This is a genomic window from Streptomyces sp. NBC_01171 (assembly GCF_045039805.1).
GTDB lineage: Bacteria > Actinomycetota > Actinomycetes > Streptomycetales > Streptomycetaceae > Streptomyces.
In genome coordinates this window covers 2,387,375-2,405,001 of sequence record NZ_CP108609.1, presented here as the reverse complement: position 1 = coordinate 2,405,001, position 17,627 = coordinate 2,387,375, and the positions used below count along the sequence as shown (strand labels likewise).

Sequence of the window (17,627 nt, the reverse complement as noted above, 5' to 3'; positions counted from 1 at the left end):
CAGAAAGGGGTCCACCTTTTACGGTGGACCCCTTTTTGATGGCCGTCGGAGACCATCGAGTTCAGACGGTGCGGATGACAGGGGTGGGTTTGATGTCCTGGGCGTCGACGAGGGTGCGGATGTCGTCCGGGTCCGAGGTCCAGATGATGGCGCCGAGGGTGGCTGCCATGGTCACGACGGTGGCGTCGACGATGTCGGAGGTACCGGCCTTGCCGCAGAGGATGCCTGCGGTCTTGGCGGTCTCGAGGCCGACGGGTACCACGTGGCACCCGGCCAGGAACTTGCCGAGTCTGACCTGGCGGCGGGAGTCCCGCCACGCCTGACTGACGACGACGGATGGGACGTGGATGTCCCGGCCGTCCTCGAGGGCCAGGCTGTGGCGGGCCCACATGCGTCGGTCGTCGTTGTCGATGGCGATGAGTACCCCGGCGTCGTACACGTACGGAATGTTCACGCGGCCGAGGCTCCCGAGCGGCTGAGGTACTCGGCGTCGGCGGCGGCCAGGTCCGCGCGGGCAGCGGCGAGCTCTTCCGGGGTGAAGGCGCCGTGCTCTGCCTGCCACTCCCGGATGACGGCCCGGCCGGCGCGCAGGCGCAGCTCACGTTCGGCTGCTCCGGCGACGAGGCGGGAGAGTGGAATGCCTTCTTCCTCGGCGGCTCCAGCCAGGGCTTCGACCAGGGATTCGTCGAGGGTGATAGTCACCTTCTTGGTAGCCATACATCGACCATAGCGCGATATGGCTTTGGTGCACCTGTGGCCGGCCTCGACGCTTCCGAGTGGGGCCTTTTGGCTGTCCCTTCGCCCGATTCGCTGCTAGAGCAGTGCGATGCCCTAGCGTCAGTGAGCATGACGGTGCTGATCATCGGGGGCAGCGGGTTCCTGGGTTCGGAGTTGCTGCGGCAGGGGCGGGACGCTGGGCGGGTGGTGGCTGGGACGTTTTGTTCGCGGCCCGGTGATCCTGCGGGGGTCGCCTGGCATCGGCTTGATGTTCGTGATCCCGTGCGGCTTGAGGCCGTGGTGGAGGCGGTTTCGCCGCGGGCTGTGATTGACGTGACCAGTGGCGGGGCCGACTGGAGGGTCACTGCGGACGGGTCCGTGCACGTTGCCATGGCTGCCGCGAAGCTTGGGGTGCGGCTGGTGCACGTTTCCAGCGATGCTGTCTTTTCCGGCCGCAGGGTCACTTACGACGAGACGTGTGATCCGGACCCGATCACGCCGTACGGGGCGGCGAAGGCGGCTGCTGAGACGGCTGTGCGGATTCTTTGTCCGGGGGCGGCCGTCGCTCGTACGTCGCTGATCGTCGGGAATGGGCGGTCCGACCATGAGCGCCTGGTGCATGGGCTGATCGCCGGAACACGGGAGGGCGCTCTCTTCACTGACGACGTGCGCTGCCCCGTGCACGTCGAAGACCTGGCCGCCGCCCTCTGGGAACTCACCCGGTCCGACGCGGCCGGCCTCTGCCATCTCGCCGGTCCCGACGCACTCAGCCGCTACGACCTCGGCGTGCACATCGCCCGGCGCGACGGCCTGGACGTATCCCGTCTACCGTCCGCCCGCCGGGCGGACGCGCCTGTGCGGGGACCACTCGACGTACGTCTCGACAGCCGGGCCACTCAGCGCCGGCTGCGCACCCGGCTCCGGGGTGCCCGTGAGTTCCTTGGCGGCGTGGATTGTGACGTCGGCTCTCGTGATTGAGCAGGGTCACGCTCGGGCCAGAACCCGGCACTTGCTGCATGCCTTCCTCAGCATCAGCAACGCCCCGATGTCGAGGGCGCTCGCGGTCAGGTGGAGGGTCAGGGTGAGGAGGGCGGAGACGGTCGGGCCCGGTTCGAAATCGGGTGGGAACACGGTGCTCGCGGCCATCCACGCGACGTTCATCACGACCGACGACGGCATGGCGGTGAGGGTCCACAGGGCCGTGGCCGGGTGGCTGACGCCGTCGTAGGGGACGGACGCGGCCAGGCTCAGGGTCACCAGTACCGCCGCGTACAGGGAGATCAGGCGCTTGCTCATGAGGTGCTCGCAGGGGTGAGGTGCATGGCCGGGTAGGGGGTGGGGGCCGTTACCCAGCCGGTGGTGAGGAGGAGGCGGGGGGAGCGGGTGGTGGTGAGGAAGGCGAAGGGGCGGTCGTAGGTGAGGGTGAGGACCGTCGTGGTGTGGGTCGGGGGGAGTGGGGCGGCGCCCGGGGTCGCCGCCACTGCCGTCACCGCTCCCGCCCTGAAGCCCTTCGCGCTGAACTGGGCCACCGCCGACTGGCGGGCCGCGCCGATCGTCAGGGGGGCGTCCGAGATGCCGGGGAAGTGGGCGTGCGGGGTGGTCGGGAGGCCGAAGAGGGACGGGTCGGCCAGGAGGTCGTGGTCGGCGCGGACCTCGTACGCCACCGTGCGCACGTCCAGCGCGATCGGCTCCGGGCTCGCGGACGGGCGTTGCTCCACGTGCAGGCCCGGGCCCACGTGGCCCAGGGGCAGGCGGCCGCCCTCGGTGATCGGAAGCGTGCGCTCCACCAGGCCCACGCCGGCCGGGATGACCTGACCCGGTGTCATGCCCTCCTCGCCGAGTACGAGGTGGATGTCGATGCCGTTGTCGCCGGGGACGGTCAGCGAGGTGACATGGCCGTCCGGGGTCGCGGCCACGCCCACCCGGTCCGGCCGTACCGACCTGCGGAACAGGCCGAGCAGGGTACGGCCCTGCCACGGCCCGTGCTCCGGGCGCAGCGGCACTTCCGTGAAGGGCTGGCGCCACGTCGTCCGCAGGGACAGCGCGCTCGCCAGCACCACCTGCGCGTCCCGCGTCAGCTTCAGCGGCATCCGCTCGACCAGGCCGGCGGTGCGCTCGGCGGCCCAGGCGTCGAGGCGTTCCTGCGCGGTGATCAGGTCCTCCCCGAACGTGCCGTACGTGCCCGCGGGCAGCCCGGCGCGCCAGTCGTCCCGGAGCCGTAGCGACTGCTGCGTCCAGAGGCCGAGCGCGGCGTCCAGGCCGGTCACCGAGGCGATTTCGGTGAGGAGTTGACGGGCGGCCGAGGCCGCCACGTCCGCGGGGACGCCCAGCGCCTCCGACAGTTCCGCCCGCGCCTGCCCGCCCGCGCCGTCCGCCAGGAAGGCCAGCAGCGGCCACACCCCGGCCGCCGAGAACACCGTCCCGTCGTCCGCCGCGACCGTCCGCGCCCACCGCGCGGTGAGGGCGTTGACCGCCCGTATGCCGGCGCCGCTCATTCCGTCCCCCACGCCCTGCCCGCCCCCATGTCCGTTCCGCGCGCCGCCCGTTCGGGGCCCAAACCGTTTTCCGGTCTTGTCCGGACCCGCTTACCATGCGCGCATTCGTACGGTAGCCCGCCCGAGCCTCCTCGTCCGCCCCGGCTGCCGCAACTCGTCCCAGAAACGGTACCGGTGTCCATATCCCCTGCCCGCGAACCCGGCGAGCCCGAGGGCCCGTCAGAGCCGTCCCCGCAGCCCTCGGATGCCCCGCCCGGGGAGGCCCGGCGGGACCCGCAGGGCCCGCAGGACCCTTACGGAACTCCGAACCCCTCCGCGTCGCCCACCGCGCCCACCCCCTACGGGACACCGACCCCCTACGGGTCACCCGTCCCCTACGGCCCCCACACCCCCTACGGCCCCCACACCCCCTACGGCCCCCACACTCCCTACGGTCCCTACGCCCCCTACGCCCCCTCCACCCCCTACGCCCCCTCCACCCCCGTAAACCCCTTCGCCGTCGCCTCCCTCATCACCGGCATCCTCTGCTGCCTCCCCGGCGTCGGCCTCCTCCTCGGCCTCGTCGCCCTCCTCCAGATCCGCAAGCACGGTCAGCGCGGCCGTGCCGCGGCCGTCGTCGGGAGCACGCTCTCGGGCATCGGCCTCGCACTCGCCGTCCTGCTGCTCACCACCGGTGCCACGGGCTGGATGTGGCAGAACGTCAAGGACGGCGTGCGTGAGGGCGCGAACCTCTCGCTGGCCAAGGGCGACTGCTTCGACTCCGACAGCGGCGACCTGAAGGACGCCGTCTACGGCGTCCGCACGGTGCCCTGCGAGGGCGCGCACGAGGGTGAGGTCTTCGGCACCTTCACCCTGAAGGACGGCCCCTACCCCGGCGAGGCCGCCGTGCGGGACGCCGCCGAGCGCTGCGTGGACCTGCGGCAGTTCTACGCCATGGACGACTGGGCCGTCCCCCGTGACGTCGACGCCTTCCACCTGACGCCCTCCAAGGAGACCTGGGCGCTCGGCGATCGCACGGTCACCTGCGTGTTCAGCAGCGTCACCGAGCACGGCACCCTCACCGGCTCGCTCCGCGCCGACCGGACCACCCTCGGCGCCCACCAGGTCGCCTTCCTGGATGCCGCCCACGTACTGGACGCGGCCATGGACACCGCTCCCGACGCCACCTACGTCGAGGACGACCTGCCCGGCCACAAGGCGTGGGCGCGCCGCGTCTCCACCGCCCTGGCCACCAGCGGCCGCGCCCTGCGCGCCCACCCCTGGCCCGCCACCGCCCGCGCGCCCCTGGCCGAGCTGACCGCCCGCATGGACAAGGCCCGTGCCCTGTGGGAGAAGGCCGCCCGCGCCACCGACGCCGACGCGTTCTACGTGCCGTACGGCGCCGGGCTCACCCTGATCGAGCCGCGCACCACCGTCCCCGCCCGCAAGGCCCTGAAGCTGGCGACCACCCCGCCCGACCCCGGCGCCTTCGACGGAGGCGACGACGCGGCGGACGACGAGACGGCCGAAGACGGCGCCAAGGTGTGATCACGGCCCAGCGGGGGAGTCATGGGCGAAGAAAGTCGCTGGACGCAGGTGTGCGCCTCCCCTCGTCATCACATCGAGTGATTCTCTGGCCTTTGCTTGCATGGCACAACCCACGGTTGCCAGGCTGTTGCTGTCTGTACAACCTGATGGGAGCGGCCAGTGACATTCGGTGAGCAGCCGGCGTACCTGCGCGTGGCGGGTGATCTCCGCCGGAAGATCGTCGACGGTTCACTGCCGCCCCATACCCGTCTCCCGTCGCAGGCCCGCATCCGTGAGGAGTACGGCGTCTCGGACACGGTCGCGCTGGAGGCCCGCAAGGTGCTGATGGCCGAGGGGCTGGTCGAGGGGCGGTCCGGCTCGGGGACGTACGTGCGCGAGCGGCCGGTGCCGCGCAGTGTGGCGCGCTCGGGGTACCGCCCCCAGGGCGGCGCCACCCCCTTCCGGCAGGAGCAGGCCGACGCGACCGCGCGCGGCACCTGGGAGTCCAGCAGCGAGCGCGCCGAGGCCGGAACCGGGGTCGCGGAGCGGCTCGGGATCAAGCCGGGCGAGCGGGTGATGCGCACCAAGTACCTGTTCCGGGACGCCGGGGAGCCGATGATGCTCTCCACCTCCTGGGAGCCGCTCGCCGTGACCGGCCGCACCCCGGTCATGCTGCCCGAGGAGGGCCCGCTCGGCGGGATGGGCGTGGTCGAGCGGATGCGCGCCATCGACGTGATCGTGGACAACGTGACCGAGGAGGTCGGTGCCCGCCCCGGCCTCGCGGAGGAACTGCTCCTGCTCGGTGGTGTTCCCGGCCATGTCGTCCTCGTCATCCAGCGCACCTACTACGCCTCGGGCCGCCCGGTGGAGACCGCCGACGTCGTCATCCCGGCCGACCGCTATCAGGTCGCCTACCACCTCTCCGTGCGGTAGCGCCGCTCCGTGAGGTAGCGCACATGGGACGCGCTCCCCGGGGGCGTGCCCCGGCGTGCGAATCCCGCGCTTCTCACCGTCACATCGCTGTGGCCCGGCCGTCGTCCCTGGTGGGCGGCGGTCGGGCCCCTGTGTGCGGTTCGTCGTCCGACGCGGCGCGTTCGATTTCGTGCGCCCCCCTGTGTTCTGGCCGGTTGCGTACCTCTTCGTGAAAAGCCGTATTCGCTGTGTGAAGGTTGGGCGTACGCTCGGGCATATGCGTATTGCGGTTTCCTCGGGCGGGACACCTTGGGGCCCCGGAGCGGAAAGCGGGTGGGGCGGGTGCGAAGGGGCACGGGAAGGGAAACGGTGGGGGCGATGAACGAGGGTGCGGTCGTTCTGCCCTGGCTCGTCATACGTCAGGACGACAACGGCAATCGCTACCGGGTCGGTCGGTACGCGACACGGGCGGAGGCCCAGAAGATCGCCGACAGTCTCGACGGCCACGGGCACAGGCAGCTCTACTGTGTGGAACGCGTGAGCCAGCACGGCGAGAGCACGCGCAACTGACCACGGGCGCGCTCCCGTACGCTCCGGACCATGACCGAACGGATCGTGGTGGTGGGAGCCGCCCTGCTCGACGGGGACCGGCTGCTCGCCGCGCGGCGCAGCGCGCCCCCGGAGCTGGCCGGGCGCTGGGAGCTGCCCGGTGGCAAGGTCGAGCCCGGCGAGCGGCCCGACGACGCCCTCGTGCGCGAACTGCGCGAGGAACTCGGCATCGACGCCGAGGCGGTCGAACGCGTGCCGGGGGAGTGGCCCCTGAAAGCCCCTTATGTGCTGTGGGTGTGGACCGCCCGGCTCCGTCCGGGTTCCCCCGGACCCGAGGCGCTCCAGGACCACGACGAACTGCGCTGGCTGACCCCCGACCGCCTCTGGGACGTGCCCTGGCTCGACCAGGACGTCCCGGCCGTCCGCGAGATCGCCGCACGCCTCGGCGCGCAGGCGCGCTGACCGGCGTACGGGGTGCGTCGCCCGGCGTACGGAACTGGGGCCGGGTCGGCCGTACTCCGCCGCGCCCCTGTGCTCCCCGGCCGAGCCCCCTGGGTGCTGCCCGGTCGGCCCCCGGAGGCTGTACGCCGTTCGTGCCACAGTGTCCCGGCCCACGCGGTACTGCCCCCTGGATACGGGGTATGTGGCCAGTAACCCCATGAAATCGGACATGGGTGGGCTCGTTGGCCTGGGAAGTGATCGGCGTGTTCGACACCGAGGGCGACTGCGCCGAGTGGACGTTCCCCCCGGAACCCGGCGCGGTGCGCGCGGCCCGTGCCGCTGTCCGGGGCCAGTTGGGCCGCTGGCATCTGGACTCCTTCGCCGATCTGACGGCATTGCTGGTCAGCGAGCTGGTGACCAACTCCCTGCGGCACGCGGACGGCCCGATCGGGCTGCGCCTGGTGCGCCCGGCTGGGCTCGGCGGGGCGCTGCGGGTGGAGGTCTCCGACCAGGTGCCGGACCCGCCGCGCGAGCGGATCGCGCGGCCCGAGGACGAGAGCGGACGGGGACTCCAGCTCGTCGCCGGTTCGTCCGCCCGCTGGGGGACCCGGCCCGGCGGGCGCGGCAAGACCGTCTGGTTCGAACTGGCGATCCCCGAATGATGCCCACGGGCCCCTACGACCCGGAGCGCGGGCGGGTGCATCAGGGGCACGGCGGGGTGAGCCGGGGGGTACGGAGGGGGTGCGCGCGCCCCCGCGTGGGTCGGCTCGTGCCCCGGTGCGCAAGCGCGTTGCCGGGCGCGTGGTTCGAGGCCGTGTTCCCTGGTTAGAAGACTGGAAGTGTTGTCGCAGCGCGGGCCGGAAGGCACCCGTACCGAGCTGTGATCGTGAACACCGTGTTGTGCGGCGCCGTAGTGCTGGATACTGCGGGCAGCCGCCCCCGGTGACCGGTGCCGGACGCGGTGAGCTGGAGGGGACGGTTCGCGTGAGCGAGATACCAGCGAAGGCCACGGAGTCCGAGGACCCGTCGGACGCCGCGAGGGGCCGGGCCGCCGAAGAGGCGGCCCCCGCTGACATGTGGCAGAGCAGTCCGCCCGGCTCGATGTACGACTACATAAAGGTCGCGTCCTTCTCCCTCAGTCCCGGCGGGCTGATCGAGCAGTGGAGCCTGCGCGCCGAACAGCTCTTCGGCATCCCCGCCCACCGGGCCGTGGGGCTCGACCCGATCGAGGCGTTCGTCGACCCCGACCTGCGCAGTCGCGGCCAGCGCAAGATGGCCGAGATCCTGGACGGGCGGGAGTGGACCGGTGTGGTCCCCTTCCGGATGCCGGACGGGGACGACGGCTCACGCGGCGAGGAGGGCATGGCGGAGGTCTACGTCATGCCCACCCGTACCGCCGAGGGCGACAAGGCCGCCGTCTGCATCGTCGTGGACGTGCGGACCCTGCGCAGCATCGAGACCGACCTCGCCGCGTCGCAGGCGATATTCGGCCAATCTCCGTTCGGGTTCCTGCTGATCGACACCGATCTCCGGGTGCGCCGGGCCAACACCCGGTTCGCCTCGATCTTTGGCGGCACCCCGGACGAGCACCGGGGCAAGGGCGTGCACGACTACCTGCCGCGCGCCGAGGCCGACCGGGTCGCGGCCACCATGCGCCGGGTGCTGGAGTCCGGCGACTCCGTGACGGACATGCATGTCACCGGCTTCGTGCCGGACTCCGACGAGCGCCGGCACTGGTCCATCAACCTCTACCGCGTGCACAGCGGCAGTGGGCGTCCCATCGGGGTGGCCTGGCTCGGCACCGACATCACCGCCCGGCGCGAGGCCGCCCGCGAGGCCGCCTCCGCGCGGCGCAACCTCGCCCTGCTCAACGAGGCCGGCGCCCGCATAGGGAACTCGCTCGACCTGGAGACGACCGCCCGCGAACTGCTCGACGTGGTCGTCCCCGGCTTCTGCGACCTGGCCACCGTCGACCTCTACCAGGCCCTGCTGACCGGTGACGAGGCCCCGCCCAAGCTGGCCGACGGCAGCGCGGAACTGCGCCGGGTCGCCTTCGCCAGCGCCGTCTCCGACGCGCCCTTCGACGGGTCGGCGGAGCGGGTGGAGCTGGGCGCGGTGCACCGCTTCCCGTTCAACTCCCCCTGCGCGGACGCCCTGCGCACCGCCCGGCCGCAGCGGGTGCCCGCCGAGGAGGGCGGCCTGGTGCAGTCCACGCTCGCCGTGCCGATGGTCGCGCACGACACCGTGGTGGGCATCGTGCAGTTCGCCCGCACCAAGGGCAGCGAGCCGTTCGGGGACCGTGACCGCGACCTCGCGGTGGAGCTGGCCGCGCGTGCCGCCGTCTGCATCGACAACGCCCGGCTCTACCGGCGCGAGCACGAACGCGCGCTGATACTCCAGCGGTCCCTGCTCCCGCCCGGCGACCCCGAGGCGTCCGGCCTGGACATCGCCTGCCGCTACCTGCCCGGCAACGCGGCCACCGAGGTCGGCGGCGACTGGTTCGACGTCATCGAACTTCCCGGCCACCGCACGGCGTTGGTGGTCGGCGACGTGATGGGCCGCGGCCTGCGCGCGGCCGTGGCGATGGGCGAGCTCCGTACGGCGGTACGCACCCTGGCCCTGCTCGACCTCGAGCCGGCCGAGGTGCTCTCCGCGCTGGACGAGATCGCCCGCGGCCTCGGCACCCCCGGCGGGGTCCAGCAGGCCACCCGCGCGGCCCGCCAGCCCCGCGACGCCGACCTGTGCGAGGTCTACCTCGCCACCTGTGTGTACGCGGTCTACGACTCCGTCACCCGGCGCTGCACCTTCGCCAACGCGGGTCACCTGCCGCCGGTGCTGGTGGAGCCCGGCGAGGCCGCGCTGATGCTGGACGTGCCACCCGGGATGCCGCTGGGCGTGGGCGGCGAGCCGTTCGAGGAGGTGGAGGTCGAACTGCCCGAGGGTGCCCTGCTCGCCCTCTACACCGACGGCCTGGTCGAGTCCCGCGACCATCCGCTGGACGAAGGGCTCCAGGCGTTCGTGCAGGCGCTCACCGATCCCTCCCGGCCGCTGGAGGACGTCTGCGACCACGTCCTGAACAGCCTCGACACCCGGCACGGCGAGGACGACATCGCCCTGCTCATGGCCCGCGTCCAGGGCCTGCCCACCGAGTCGGTCGGCGACTGGACCCTGCCCCGCGAGCCGCGCAGCGTGGGCCGGGCCCGCGAGTACGCGCGGGCGCAACTGCTGAGCTGGGACCTCGAACCCCTGGTCGACACCACGGAACTCCTGGTCAGCGAGCTGGTGACGAACGCCCTGCGGTACGGCGAGGGCGAGATCAGGCTCCGGCTGCTGCTGGACCGCACCCTGGTCTGCGAGGTCTGGGACGCCGGTCTGGTCCAGCCCCGCAGGCGGCGCGCCCGGGACACCGACGAGGGCGGCCGCGGGCTGCAACTGGTCGGGCTGCTCAGCGCGGCCTGGGGCTCCCGCCGCACCCCGCGCGGCAAGACGGTGTGGTTCGAGCTGCCGCTCCCGGGTGCCGACAGCCCTCTGACCGACCCGGCGGAGGCGCTGCTCAGCCTGTTCTGAACCTTCGGCGGGTCTCCGGCCCGCCGAAGGCCACCGGCGGGCCCCCGTCCGGCTCCCCGCCGAGGAGCACTCCGCCCCGGACCGCCCCGGCGGTCCCCTGGGTGTCGGACTGCGGCACGCCGTGCGCCCGTACGTCCCGTTCGGCCAGTTCCAGGGACCGGCGGGCGAGGACGGCCGCTTCGACGGGGTGGGGCGTGGCGAGGGTGCGTACCGCCGCCGCGAGCAGGGAGCGGGGGTCGGCGCCGACCGCGCCCCGGTGCACCGCGACGAAGTCCTCCGCCTCGCCGGTCGTGGCCTGCGCCACCAGGTGGGCGGCGGTGTCCAGCACCCCGGTCCGGGCACCCGGCAGCCGCACCAGGGCGCGGGTGATCCGGCGCAGCGCGTCCAGCGGGTCGTACGGGCCCGCCGTCAGCTCCTGGCGTACGGCGGCCAGGGTGTCGTCGGCCCCGGACGGCACCGGTGTGCCCGTGGCCCGCGCCTCCGCCAGCACCGCCTCCGCACCGGTCAGCGCGGCCGGTACCAGTGCCGCCGCCTCCCGCAGCCGACGGGCCGTGCGGTCCACCCCCGCCACCAGAATCCCGGCCTGCGCCACGGAGCCCTCCGCGGCCCGGAGTTGACGTACCGCGCGCGCCTCCTCGCCCAAGTCGGTCGCGCGGCGGGCCTCGTTGAGCCGGGCGGTGGCGAACACCAGCCGGTCCATGGCCTCTTCGACGCATCCGGCGGCCCGCCCGCCCACCGAGGGGCCGTACCGCTCGCGCAGTTCCGAGGCCGTGGCCCGCGCGCCCGCCGCACGCGCCGCCAGCCGGCGGAACGCCCCCTCGGCCACCTCCAGCGCCGGGCCCACCTGCGCCCAGCGCAGCCGGTCCAGCTCCCCGGCCCGCGCGTCCAGCACCCGCCCCGCCTCCGCGCACCGGCCGACGACCCCGGCCAGGGCCTGCCTGCGGTCGCCGGCGTCGTGGGGCTCGCCCTCCTCGTACCGGTGCCACAGGACAAAGGCGGCGGAGAGTTCCGTGCGGGCGGTGTGGATCGCGTGGCGGAAGGGGGCGAGAGTCCGTTCGTCCACGAGCGCGGCCGCGAAGGGCAACTCCTCCTCGCTCGCCCGGACGCTGTCGTCCGCCTGGACCAGGGCCGCGCGGGCCTGGCGGTCGGACTCGGCCGGGGTGGGGGCGGCCGGTGCGGCGGAGACGACGCCGGACGAGCGGCGGCCCCGCCGTATGTAGCTGTACGCGACCACCACCCCGGCGGTGCCGAGCACGGCGATCGGGAGGATCAGGTCGACGGCGGACGACTCGTCGTCCCGAGGAGCAGCAGGAGCAGCAGGAGCGGCAGGAGCCGTGGGAGCGGCAGGGGCCGTGCGGGGAGGGGACGCGGTCGCCGGTTCCTGTGCCGCGAGCACCGGGATGGTCAGCCAGCCCGCCCCGGCGACCGCGCCGACGAGCGCGTGCGCGACCCGCACGCGTATGTGCGCCGTGGCGTGCCGGGGGCGGCCCCGGACCAGGGAGGACGTCACTTTGGGAGCGTATGGGTGGGTTCGCGGCCCCGCGAGCGGACAGTGTTGCGCCGCACGGGTGGGGTTGCCGCGCGGCGCGGTCGTGTCGCCCCGTTTCCCCCGGTGCGGTCGTTTTCAGTGGGCGCATAGATCTGATCAGCTCCATATACCGCCAAAAGTGATCAACACGCCCGCGGCTTTCCGGAGGTAGCAGAGATGTCCCACGACGGCGTCGGCTCACGTGCGGTCCTGCGCGCGACCGCCTTCCTCACCGCGGGCGCCCTCGCGGTGCCCCTCCTCGCCGGCTGCAGCTCCGACGAGAAGGCCGGCCGACCGCTGGCCGGACCGGACATCGCCCACGTCACCCGCGACAAGGTCGCCGAGGGCGGCACCGTGAAGTGGGCCATGGACGCGCTGCCGGAGACGCTCAACGCCTACCAGGCCGACGCCGACGCGGGCACCACCCGGGTCGCCCAGGCCACCCTCCCCTCGATGTTCCAGCTCGACGCGAACGGCCGCCCGGCGGTGAACCCCGCGTACCTGGAGTCCGCCAAGGTCATCGAGACGGAGCCGCGCCAGGTCGTGCTGTACAAGCTGAACCAGCAGGCCGTCTGGAGCGACGGCCGCGAGATCGGCGCCGCCGACTTCGTCGCCCAGTGGCGCGCCCTGTCCGGCAAGGACAGCGCCTACTGGACCGCCCGCAACGCCGGGTACGACCGCATCGCCAAGATCGAGCGCGGCGCCAGCGACCTCCAGGTCCGGGTCACCTTCTCCCGCCCGTACGCCGACTGGAAGTCGCTGTTCTCCCCGCTGTACCCGAAGGACGTCATGGGCACCCCGGACGCCTTCAACGACGGCGCCCGGCGCAAGCTCAAGACCACCGCGGGCCCCTTCAAGCTGGAGAAGGTCGACACCGCCACCAAGGACGTCGTCCTCACCCGCAACCCGCGCTGGTGGGGGCAGCCCGCCAAGCTCGACAAGCTCGTGCTGCACACCGTCCCGCGCGACGAGCGGGCGACCGCGCTGGCCGACGGCAAGGTCGACGTCGCCGACGTGGACCCCTCCACGGCCGGGCGGATCGGCGGCGCCGCCGGGGGCACCGGGACCGGCAGCCCCCTCGCGGGCGGCGGGAGGACCAGTGCGAAGAAGCTCCGCTCCTGGGCGCTCGCCCACGGCCTGGAGGCGGAGAAGGTCGAGCACGCCGGCCAGAAGAAGCTGCGCAAGGCCATCACCCGGTACCTGGAGGAGCAGGACGGGCTCCGCTCCTACGAGGTGCGCAAGTCCCTGGAGCCCGCCTACACCCAGCTCGCCCTGAACGGCGCCGGGGGCCTGCTCGCGGACGAGCGGGTACGCCGGGCCGTGGCCCGCGCCCTGGACCGCAAGGAGCTGGCCAAGCTGGTGCTGACCCCGCTCGGCCTGCCCGCCGAGCCGGTCGGCAGCCACCTGGCGCTGGAGGGCCAGCCCGCCTACGCCGACAACAGCGACGCCCTCGGCGGCCAGGACACCAAGGAGGCGCAGGCCCTGCTCTCGGACGCCGGCTGGGTGCCGGGCGGCCCGGTCAAGGCGGAGAAGAAGGCCGAGAAGGCCGCCGGACCGGAGAGCGGCACCGAGGACGACGAGGACCGGTCCGAGGGCGGCAAGGACGGCGAGTACATCGTCGGCGAGGACGACAAGAACGCCGACGGCAAGAAGGAGCACGACGACGGCAGCGGCCGCCACCTCGCCCAGGACGGCAAGCAGTACACCGGCCAGGGCGGTGCCCCCGGCGCCTACGCCCCCAAGGGCACGGCAGCCCCGGCGGGCGCGGTCAACGGGCCGCTCGCCAAGGACGGCCAGGCGCTCAACCTCCGCTTCGTGCTCCCCACCGGCGCGGGCTCGGAGACCCTGAACACCGTCGCCGGGCGGATCTCCGCGATGCTGGAGAAGGTCGGCATCCGCACCACGGTCATCAAGGTCCCGGACGAGAGCTACTTCAAGGACCACATCGCGGCCGGCGACTTCGACCTCGCCCTGTACTCCTGGCCCGCCTCCGCCTTCCCGGCCACCGACGCGCGCCCGATCTTCGCCAAGCCCGCGCCCGCCGCCGACGGCTCGGTGAACGTCGAGCAGAACTACACCCGCGTCGGCACCGACCAGGTGGACCAGTTGTTCGACCAGGCCGCCTCGACGCTGGACGAGGACGAGTCCCGCGACCTCATCCGCAAGGCCGACACCCGCATCTGGGCGGCGGCCGGCTCCATCCCGCTCTACCAGCGCCCCCAGCTCGTCGGCGTACGGAAGGCCCTGGTCAACGTAGGTGCCTTCGGCTTCCAGGCGCCGGTCTACGAGGACATGGGCTTCCTGAAGAAGGGCGCGAAGGTCTCGCCCAGCCCCACCAAGAGCTGACCCCTGATCCGACCCGGAAAACGGGCCCCGTGGCCCTGCGGAGGCCGTCCCCCGCAGGGCCACGTACCATGGGGTGAGGCCGTGGCGTGTCCAGCCCGGCAGGTCCCGCGCAAGAGAATCCCGCGCAGGGCAGTCCGCACACTCCGGGAGTACGCCGCAATATGGCCACGCGCCACGACATCCGTAACGTCGCCATCGTCGCCCACGTCGACCATGGCAAGACCACCATCGTCGACGGCATGCTGAAGCAGGCCGGCGCGTTTGCCGCCCACCAGCTCGATTCCGTCGACGACCGCATGATGGACTCGAACGACCTGGAGCGTGAGAAGGGCATCACGATCCTCGCCAAGAACACGGCGGTGAAGTATCACCCCAAGGACGGCGGCGAGCCGATCACCATCAACATCATCGACACCCCCGGCCACGCCGACTTCGGTGGCGAGGTCGAGCGCGGTCTGTCGATGGTCGACGGTGTCGTCCTGCTCGTCGACGCCTCCGAGGGCCCGCTGCCGCAGACCCGCTTCGTGCTGCGCAAGGCGCTCCAGCAGCGGCTTCCCGTCATCCTGTGCATCAACAAGACGGACCGCCCGGACTCGCGCATCGACGAGGTCGTCAACGAGACGTACGACCTCTTCCTCGACCTGGACGCGGACGAGGAGCAGATCGAGTTCCCGATCGTCTACGCCTGCGGCCGTGACGGCATCGCCTCGCTGACCAAGCCGGAGAACGGCACGGTCCCGGCGGACTCCACCAGCCTGGAGCCGTTCTTCTCCACGATCCTGGAGCACGTCCCGGCCCCGACGTACGAGGAGGACGCGCCGCTCCAGGCCCACGTCACCAACCTCGACGCGGACAACTTCCTCGGCCGTATCGCGCTGCTCCGGGTCGAGCAGGGCGAGCTGCGCAAGGGCCAGACCGTGGCGTGGATCAAGCGCGACGGCACGGTGTCGAACGTGCGCATCACCGAGCTGATGATGACCGAGGCGCTCACCCGCAAGCCGGCCGAGGTGGCGGGCCCCGGTGACATCTGCGCCGTCGCCGGTATCCCGGACATCATGATCGGTGAGACCCTCGCCGACCCGGAGAACCCCGTCGCGCTCCCGCTGATCACGGTGGACGAGCCCGCGATCTCCATGACCATCGGCACCAACACCTCGCCGCTGGTCGGCCGCGGTGGCACGGGCAAGGGCGCGGACGCCAAGTCCGCGGTCAAGGACCGCAAGGTCACCGCCCGCCAGGTCAAGGACCGCCTCGACCGCGAGCTGATCGGTAACGTCTCCCTCCGCGTACTCGACACCGAGCGCCCGGACGCCTGGGAGGTCCAGGGCCGTGGTGAGCTGGCGCTCGCCATCCTGGTCGAGCAGATGCGCCGCGAGGGCTTCGAGCTGACCATCGGCAAGCCGCAGGTCGTCACCCAGGTCATCGACGGCAAGGTGTACGAGCCGGTCGAGCGCATGACGATCGACGTCCCCGAGGAGCACATGGGCGCGGTCACGCAGCTCATGGGCGTCCGCAAGGGCCGGATGGACAACATGTCGAACCACGGCTCCGGCTGGGTCCGCCTGGAGTTCGTCGTCCCGTCCCGCGGCCTCATCGGCTTCCGTACCGAGTTCCTGACCGGTACGCGCGGCACGGGCATCGCCCACTCCATCCACGAGGGCCACGAGCCCTGGTTCGGCACCCTGACGACCCGTAACAACGGCTCGCTCGTCGCCGACCGCTCCGGCGCCGTCACCGCGTTCGCGATGACGAACCTTCAGGAGCGCGGCGTGCTGTTCACCGAGCCCGGCACCGAGGTGTACGAGGGCATGATCGTCGGCGAGAACTCGCGCTCCGACGACATGGACGTGAACATCACCAAGGAGAAGAAGCTCACGAACATGCGGTCCTCGTCGGCCGACTCGTTCGAGGCGATCGTCCCGCCGCGCAAGCTCTCCCTGGAGCAGTCGCTGGAGTTCTGCCGCGACGACGAGTGCGTCGAGGTGACCCCGGAGGCGGTTCGCATCCGCAAGGTCGTCCTCGACCAGAAGGAGCGCGGCCGCACCGCGAGCCGTGCCAAGCACAACTGACGTATGAACAACTCGGCGTGAACGCCGAGTGGTTGAGCCCGGCCGTCCCCATCTCGGGGGCGGCCGGGCTTTTTCGCAACCGGTTTTTCCCGGCCGCCGGGCCGTCCGGTGTCCGGAACGCGGAGATCCCGGACCGATAGCCATGTAACACGTCCGTTTCGCGGCCTTCAGTAGGGGAACTGTTTGTCCGGTTTTTGGAAGTTCCGCCCGTCAGCCGTGACTGAATTGAGATTTAAAGACAGTGGTCGCCACTTGGCTCATGGCAGATAGTTAGCCGCGTACCGCTCGGGTCAAAGGGGAGCTGTTCGTCGCTCCCGGCGGTGTGATCCGGCCCTAGAACTACGCGCGTCCGGCTGTGGTTTCGCGCGCTGTCCAGCAATCCCGGAACCTCCCGCACTCATATCTGTGAAACGGACGAACCGTGACAAGTCCTATCGACATCGAGGGCGGCGGGACCTCGGTCGTCGTCGACGGCGAACCAGGGCCGCCGGCGAAGGCCGAGACCGTCCAGCTCGAGGGCCGTTCTCCCGGCCGGCTGATGTGGATGCGCTTCAAGCGCGACCGCACCGGCGTGATCTCGGCCTGTGTCGTGATCTTCTTCTTCCTGATCGGGCTGCTCGCCCCGCTGATCTCCAAGCTGTACGGCAAGGACCCGTACACGGTGTACGCGGACGAGCGTCCCGAGCTGTTCGACAGTGCGGGCGTCCCGGTGCAGCCCAACGGCGGTATCAGCGGCGAGTTCTGGTTCGGCCTCGAACCGGGCAACGGCTACGACGTCTTCACCAAGCTCCTGTTCGGCATCCGTACCTCGCTGATGATCTCGCTCGCGGTCACCGTCACCGTCGTCCTCACCGGCATCCTGCTCGGGGTCGCGGCCGGATACCTGGGCGGCCGCACCGACTTCGTCATCGGCCGGGTCATCGACTTCCTGCTCGCCTTCCCGGCGCAGCTCTTCTTCATCGCCAGCATGCCGGTCGTCGTCTCACTGTTCGTCAGCCCCCGCGACGAGACCCCCACCTACGTCCGGGTACTGGCGCTGATCATCGTCCAGTGGTTCCTCGGCTGGATGAGCCTCGCCCGCATCCTGCGCGGCACCTCGCTCGCCCTGCGGGAGCGGGAGTTCATCGAGGCGGCCAGGGTCAGCGGAGCCTCGTCGTGGCGGATCATCCGCAAGGAGATCCTGCCGAACGTGGTCACCCCGCTGCTGGTGCAGGCCACCTACCTGCTGCCCGCCTTCGTCACCGCCGAGGCCGGACTCTCCTTCCTGGGCGTGGGCATCGTCGAACCGACGCCGGACTGGGGACAGATGTTCTCCAAGGCGTCCACGGAACTGGTGATGCAGAACGACATCACCTACATGTTCTTCCCGGGCATCTCGATGATCATCTTCATCGTGGCGTTCAACCTGCTCGGGGATTCGGTCAGGGACGCGTTCGACCCCAAGACCGCACGCTGACCGGTCACTTCACAGCACCACAGCACCTCGCACAGCACTAC

General features: G+C 71.8%; 15 protein-coding genes. 10 read left to right on the top strand and 5 right to left on the bottom strand.

Annotation, left to right across the window (positions count from 1 at the left end; all coding sequences use genetic code 11):
• Positions 1-61: 61 nt before the first annotated feature.
• Together OG448_RS10880 and OG448_RS10875 are read right to left on the bottom strand one after the other, a co-directional pair.
• Complete coding sequence (locus OG448_RS10880) at positions 62-454, bottom strand: PIN domain-containing protein (protein WP_405553121.1); 393 nt, start codon at positions 452-454, stop codon at positions 62-64.
• Entirely contained in the window at positions 451-717 is a 267-nt protein-coding gene (locus OG448_RS10875) for a hypothetical protein (RefSeq protein ID WP_405553119.1), read from the bottom strand. The genes OG448_RS10880 and OG448_RS10875 overlap by 4 nt, the downstream gene beginning before the upstream one ends.
• Positions 718-846: 129 nt before the next feature.
• Here OG448_RS10875 and OG448_RS10870 point away from each other — a divergent pair, with 129 nt between their 5' ends.
• Entirely contained in the window at positions 847-1,695 is an 849-nt protein-coding gene (locus tag OG448_RS10870) for an SDR family oxidoreductase (RefSeq protein WP_405553118.1), read from the top strand.
• A 6-nt stretch (positions 1,696-1,701) separates the two neighbouring features.
• On the opposite strand, the gene OG448_RS10865 is transcribed toward OG448_RS10870, so the two are convergent.
• Together OG448_RS10865 and OG448_RS10860 are read right to left on the bottom strand one after the other, a co-directional pair.
• Complete coding sequence (locus OG448_RS10865; RefSeq protein ID WP_405553116.1) at positions 1,702-2,013, bottom strand: hypothetical protein; 312 nt, start codon at positions 2,011-2,013, stop codon at positions 1,702-1,704.
• Positions 2,010-3,212 (bottom strand): serpin family protein, encoded by a 1,203-nt coding sequence (locus OG448_RS10860; protein WP_405553114.1) that lies wholly within the window; start codon positions 3,210-3,212, stop codon positions 2,010-2,012. Before OG448_RS10860 ends, OG448_RS10865 begins: the two co-directional genes overlap by 4 nt.
• A gap of 174 nt (positions 3,213-3,386) precedes the next feature.
• Here OG448_RS10860 and OG448_RS10855 point away from each other — a divergent pair, with 174 nt between their 5' ends.
• The 6 genes from OG448_RS10855 to OG448_RS10830 all read left to right on the top strand — a co-directional run bounded on the left by OG448_RS10855 (position 3,387) and on the right by OG448_RS10830 (position 10,187).
• Positions 3,387-4,739: a DUF4190 domain-containing protein gene (locus OG448_RS10855; protein WP_405553112.1), complete on the top strand. Its 1,353-nt coding sequence runs from the start codon at positions 3,387-3,389 to the stop codon at positions 4,737-4,739.
• 159 nt (positions 4,740-4,898) lie between these two features.
• Positions 4,899-5,651, top strand: coding sequence for a GntR family transcriptional regulator (locus tag OG448_RS10850; protein ID WP_405553110.1), 753 nt, complete (start codon positions 4,899-4,901; stop codon positions 5,649-5,651).
• Positions 5,652-6,008: 357 nt separating this feature from the next.
• Positions 6,009-6,200, top strand: coding sequence for an SPOR domain-containing protein (locus OG448_RS10845; protein WP_391294784.1), 192 nt, complete (start codon positions 6,009-6,011; stop codon positions 6,198-6,200).
• Positions 6,201-6,230: 30 nt separating this feature from the next.
• The gene (locus tag OG448_RS10840) at positions 6,231-6,641 is read left to right on the top strand and encodes a (deoxy)nucleoside triphosphate pyrophosphohydrolase (RefSeq protein WP_405553108.1); all 411 of its coding nucleotides are present in this window, start codon (positions 6,231-6,233) and stop codon (positions 6,639-6,641) included.
• A 212-nt stretch (positions 6,642-6,853) separates the two neighbouring features.
• On the top strand, positions 6,854-7,282 hold the full coding sequence (locus OG448_RS10835; RefSeq protein ID WP_405553106.1) for an ATP-binding protein: 429 nt from the start codon (positions 6,854-6,856) through the stop codon (positions 7,280-7,282).
• 322 nt (positions 7,283-7,604) lie between these two features.
• Positions 7,605-10,187 (top strand): SpoIIE family protein phosphatase, encoded by a 2,583-nt coding sequence (locus OG448_RS10830; RefSeq protein WP_405553104.1) that lies wholly within the window; start codon positions 7,605-7,607, stop codon positions 10,185-10,187.
• Here OG448_RS10830 and OG448_RS10825 read toward each other — a convergent pair.
• Positions 10,174-11,697 carry a hypothetical protein gene (locus OG448_RS10825; RefSeq protein ID WP_405553102.1) on the bottom strand — a complete coding sequence of 508 codons (1,524 nt, stop codon included), beginning with the start codon at positions 11,695-11,697 and terminating at the stop codon, positions 10,174-10,176. The two genes, OG448_RS10830 and OG448_RS10825, sit on opposite strands and share 14 nt — an antisense overlap.
• A gap of 195 nt (positions 11,698-11,892) precedes the next feature.
• On the opposite strand from OG448_RS10825, the gene OG448_RS10820 reads away from it, so the two are divergent.
• The 3 genes from OG448_RS10820 (at position 11,893) to OG448_RS10810 (ending at position 17,586) form a co-directional block, all read left to right on the top strand.
• Positions 11,893-14,061 carry an ABC transporter family substrate-binding protein gene (locus OG448_RS10820; protein WP_405553100.1) on the top strand — a complete coding sequence of 723 codons (2,169 nt, stop codon included), beginning with the start codon at positions 11,893-11,895 and terminating at the stop codon, positions 14,059-14,061.
• Positions 14,062-14,222: 161 nt separating this feature from the next.
• The gene (gene typA / locus OG448_RS10815; RefSeq protein WP_405553098.1) at positions 14,223-16,130 is read left to right on the top strand and encodes a translational GTPase TypA; all 1,908 of its coding nucleotides are present in this window, start codon (positions 14,223-14,225) and stop codon (positions 16,128-16,130) included.
• A gap of 421 nt (positions 16,131-16,551) precedes the next feature.
• A complete protein-coding gene (locus OG448_RS10810; protein WP_161190264.1) occupies positions 16,552-17,586 on the top strand; it encodes an ABC transporter permease in 1,035 nt (344 codons plus the stop codon).
• Positions 17,587-17,627 lie beyond the last annotated feature (41 nt).

Bases quoted from the DNA above. Each gene is read 5' to 3' on its own strand.
- OG448_RS10875 (WP_405553119.1), bottom strand. From the start codon at position 717: ATGGCTACCAAGAAGGTGACTATCACCCTCGACGAATCCCTGGTCGAA.
- OG448_RS10870 (WP_405553118.1), top strand. From the start codon at position 847: ATGACGGTGCTGATCATCGGGGGCAGCGGGTTCCTGGGTTCGGAGTTG.
- OG448_RS10865 (WP_405553116.1), bottom strand. From the start codon at position 2,013: ATGAGCAAGCGCCTGATCTCCCTGTACGCGGCGGTACTGGTGACCCTG.
- OG448_RS10860 (WP_405553114.1), bottom strand. From the start codon at position 3,212: ATGAGCGGCGCCGGCATACGGGCGGTCAACGCCCTCACCGCGCGGTGG.
- OG448_RS10845 (WP_391294784.1), top strand. From the start codon at position 6,009: ATGAACGAGGGTGCGGTCGTTCTGCCCTGGCTCGTCATACGTCAGGAC.
- OG448_RS10840 (WP_405553108.1), top strand. From the start codon at position 6,231: ATGACCGAACGGATCGTGGTGGTGGGAGCCGCCCTGCTCGACGGGGAC.
- OG448_RS10820 (WP_405553100.1), top strand. From the start codon at position 11,893: ATGTCCCACGACGGCGTCGGCTCACGTGCGGTCCTGCGCGCGACCGCC.
- typA (WP_405553098.1), top strand. From the start codon at position 14,223: ATGGCCACGCGCCACGACATCCGTAACGTCGCCATCGTCGCCCACGTC.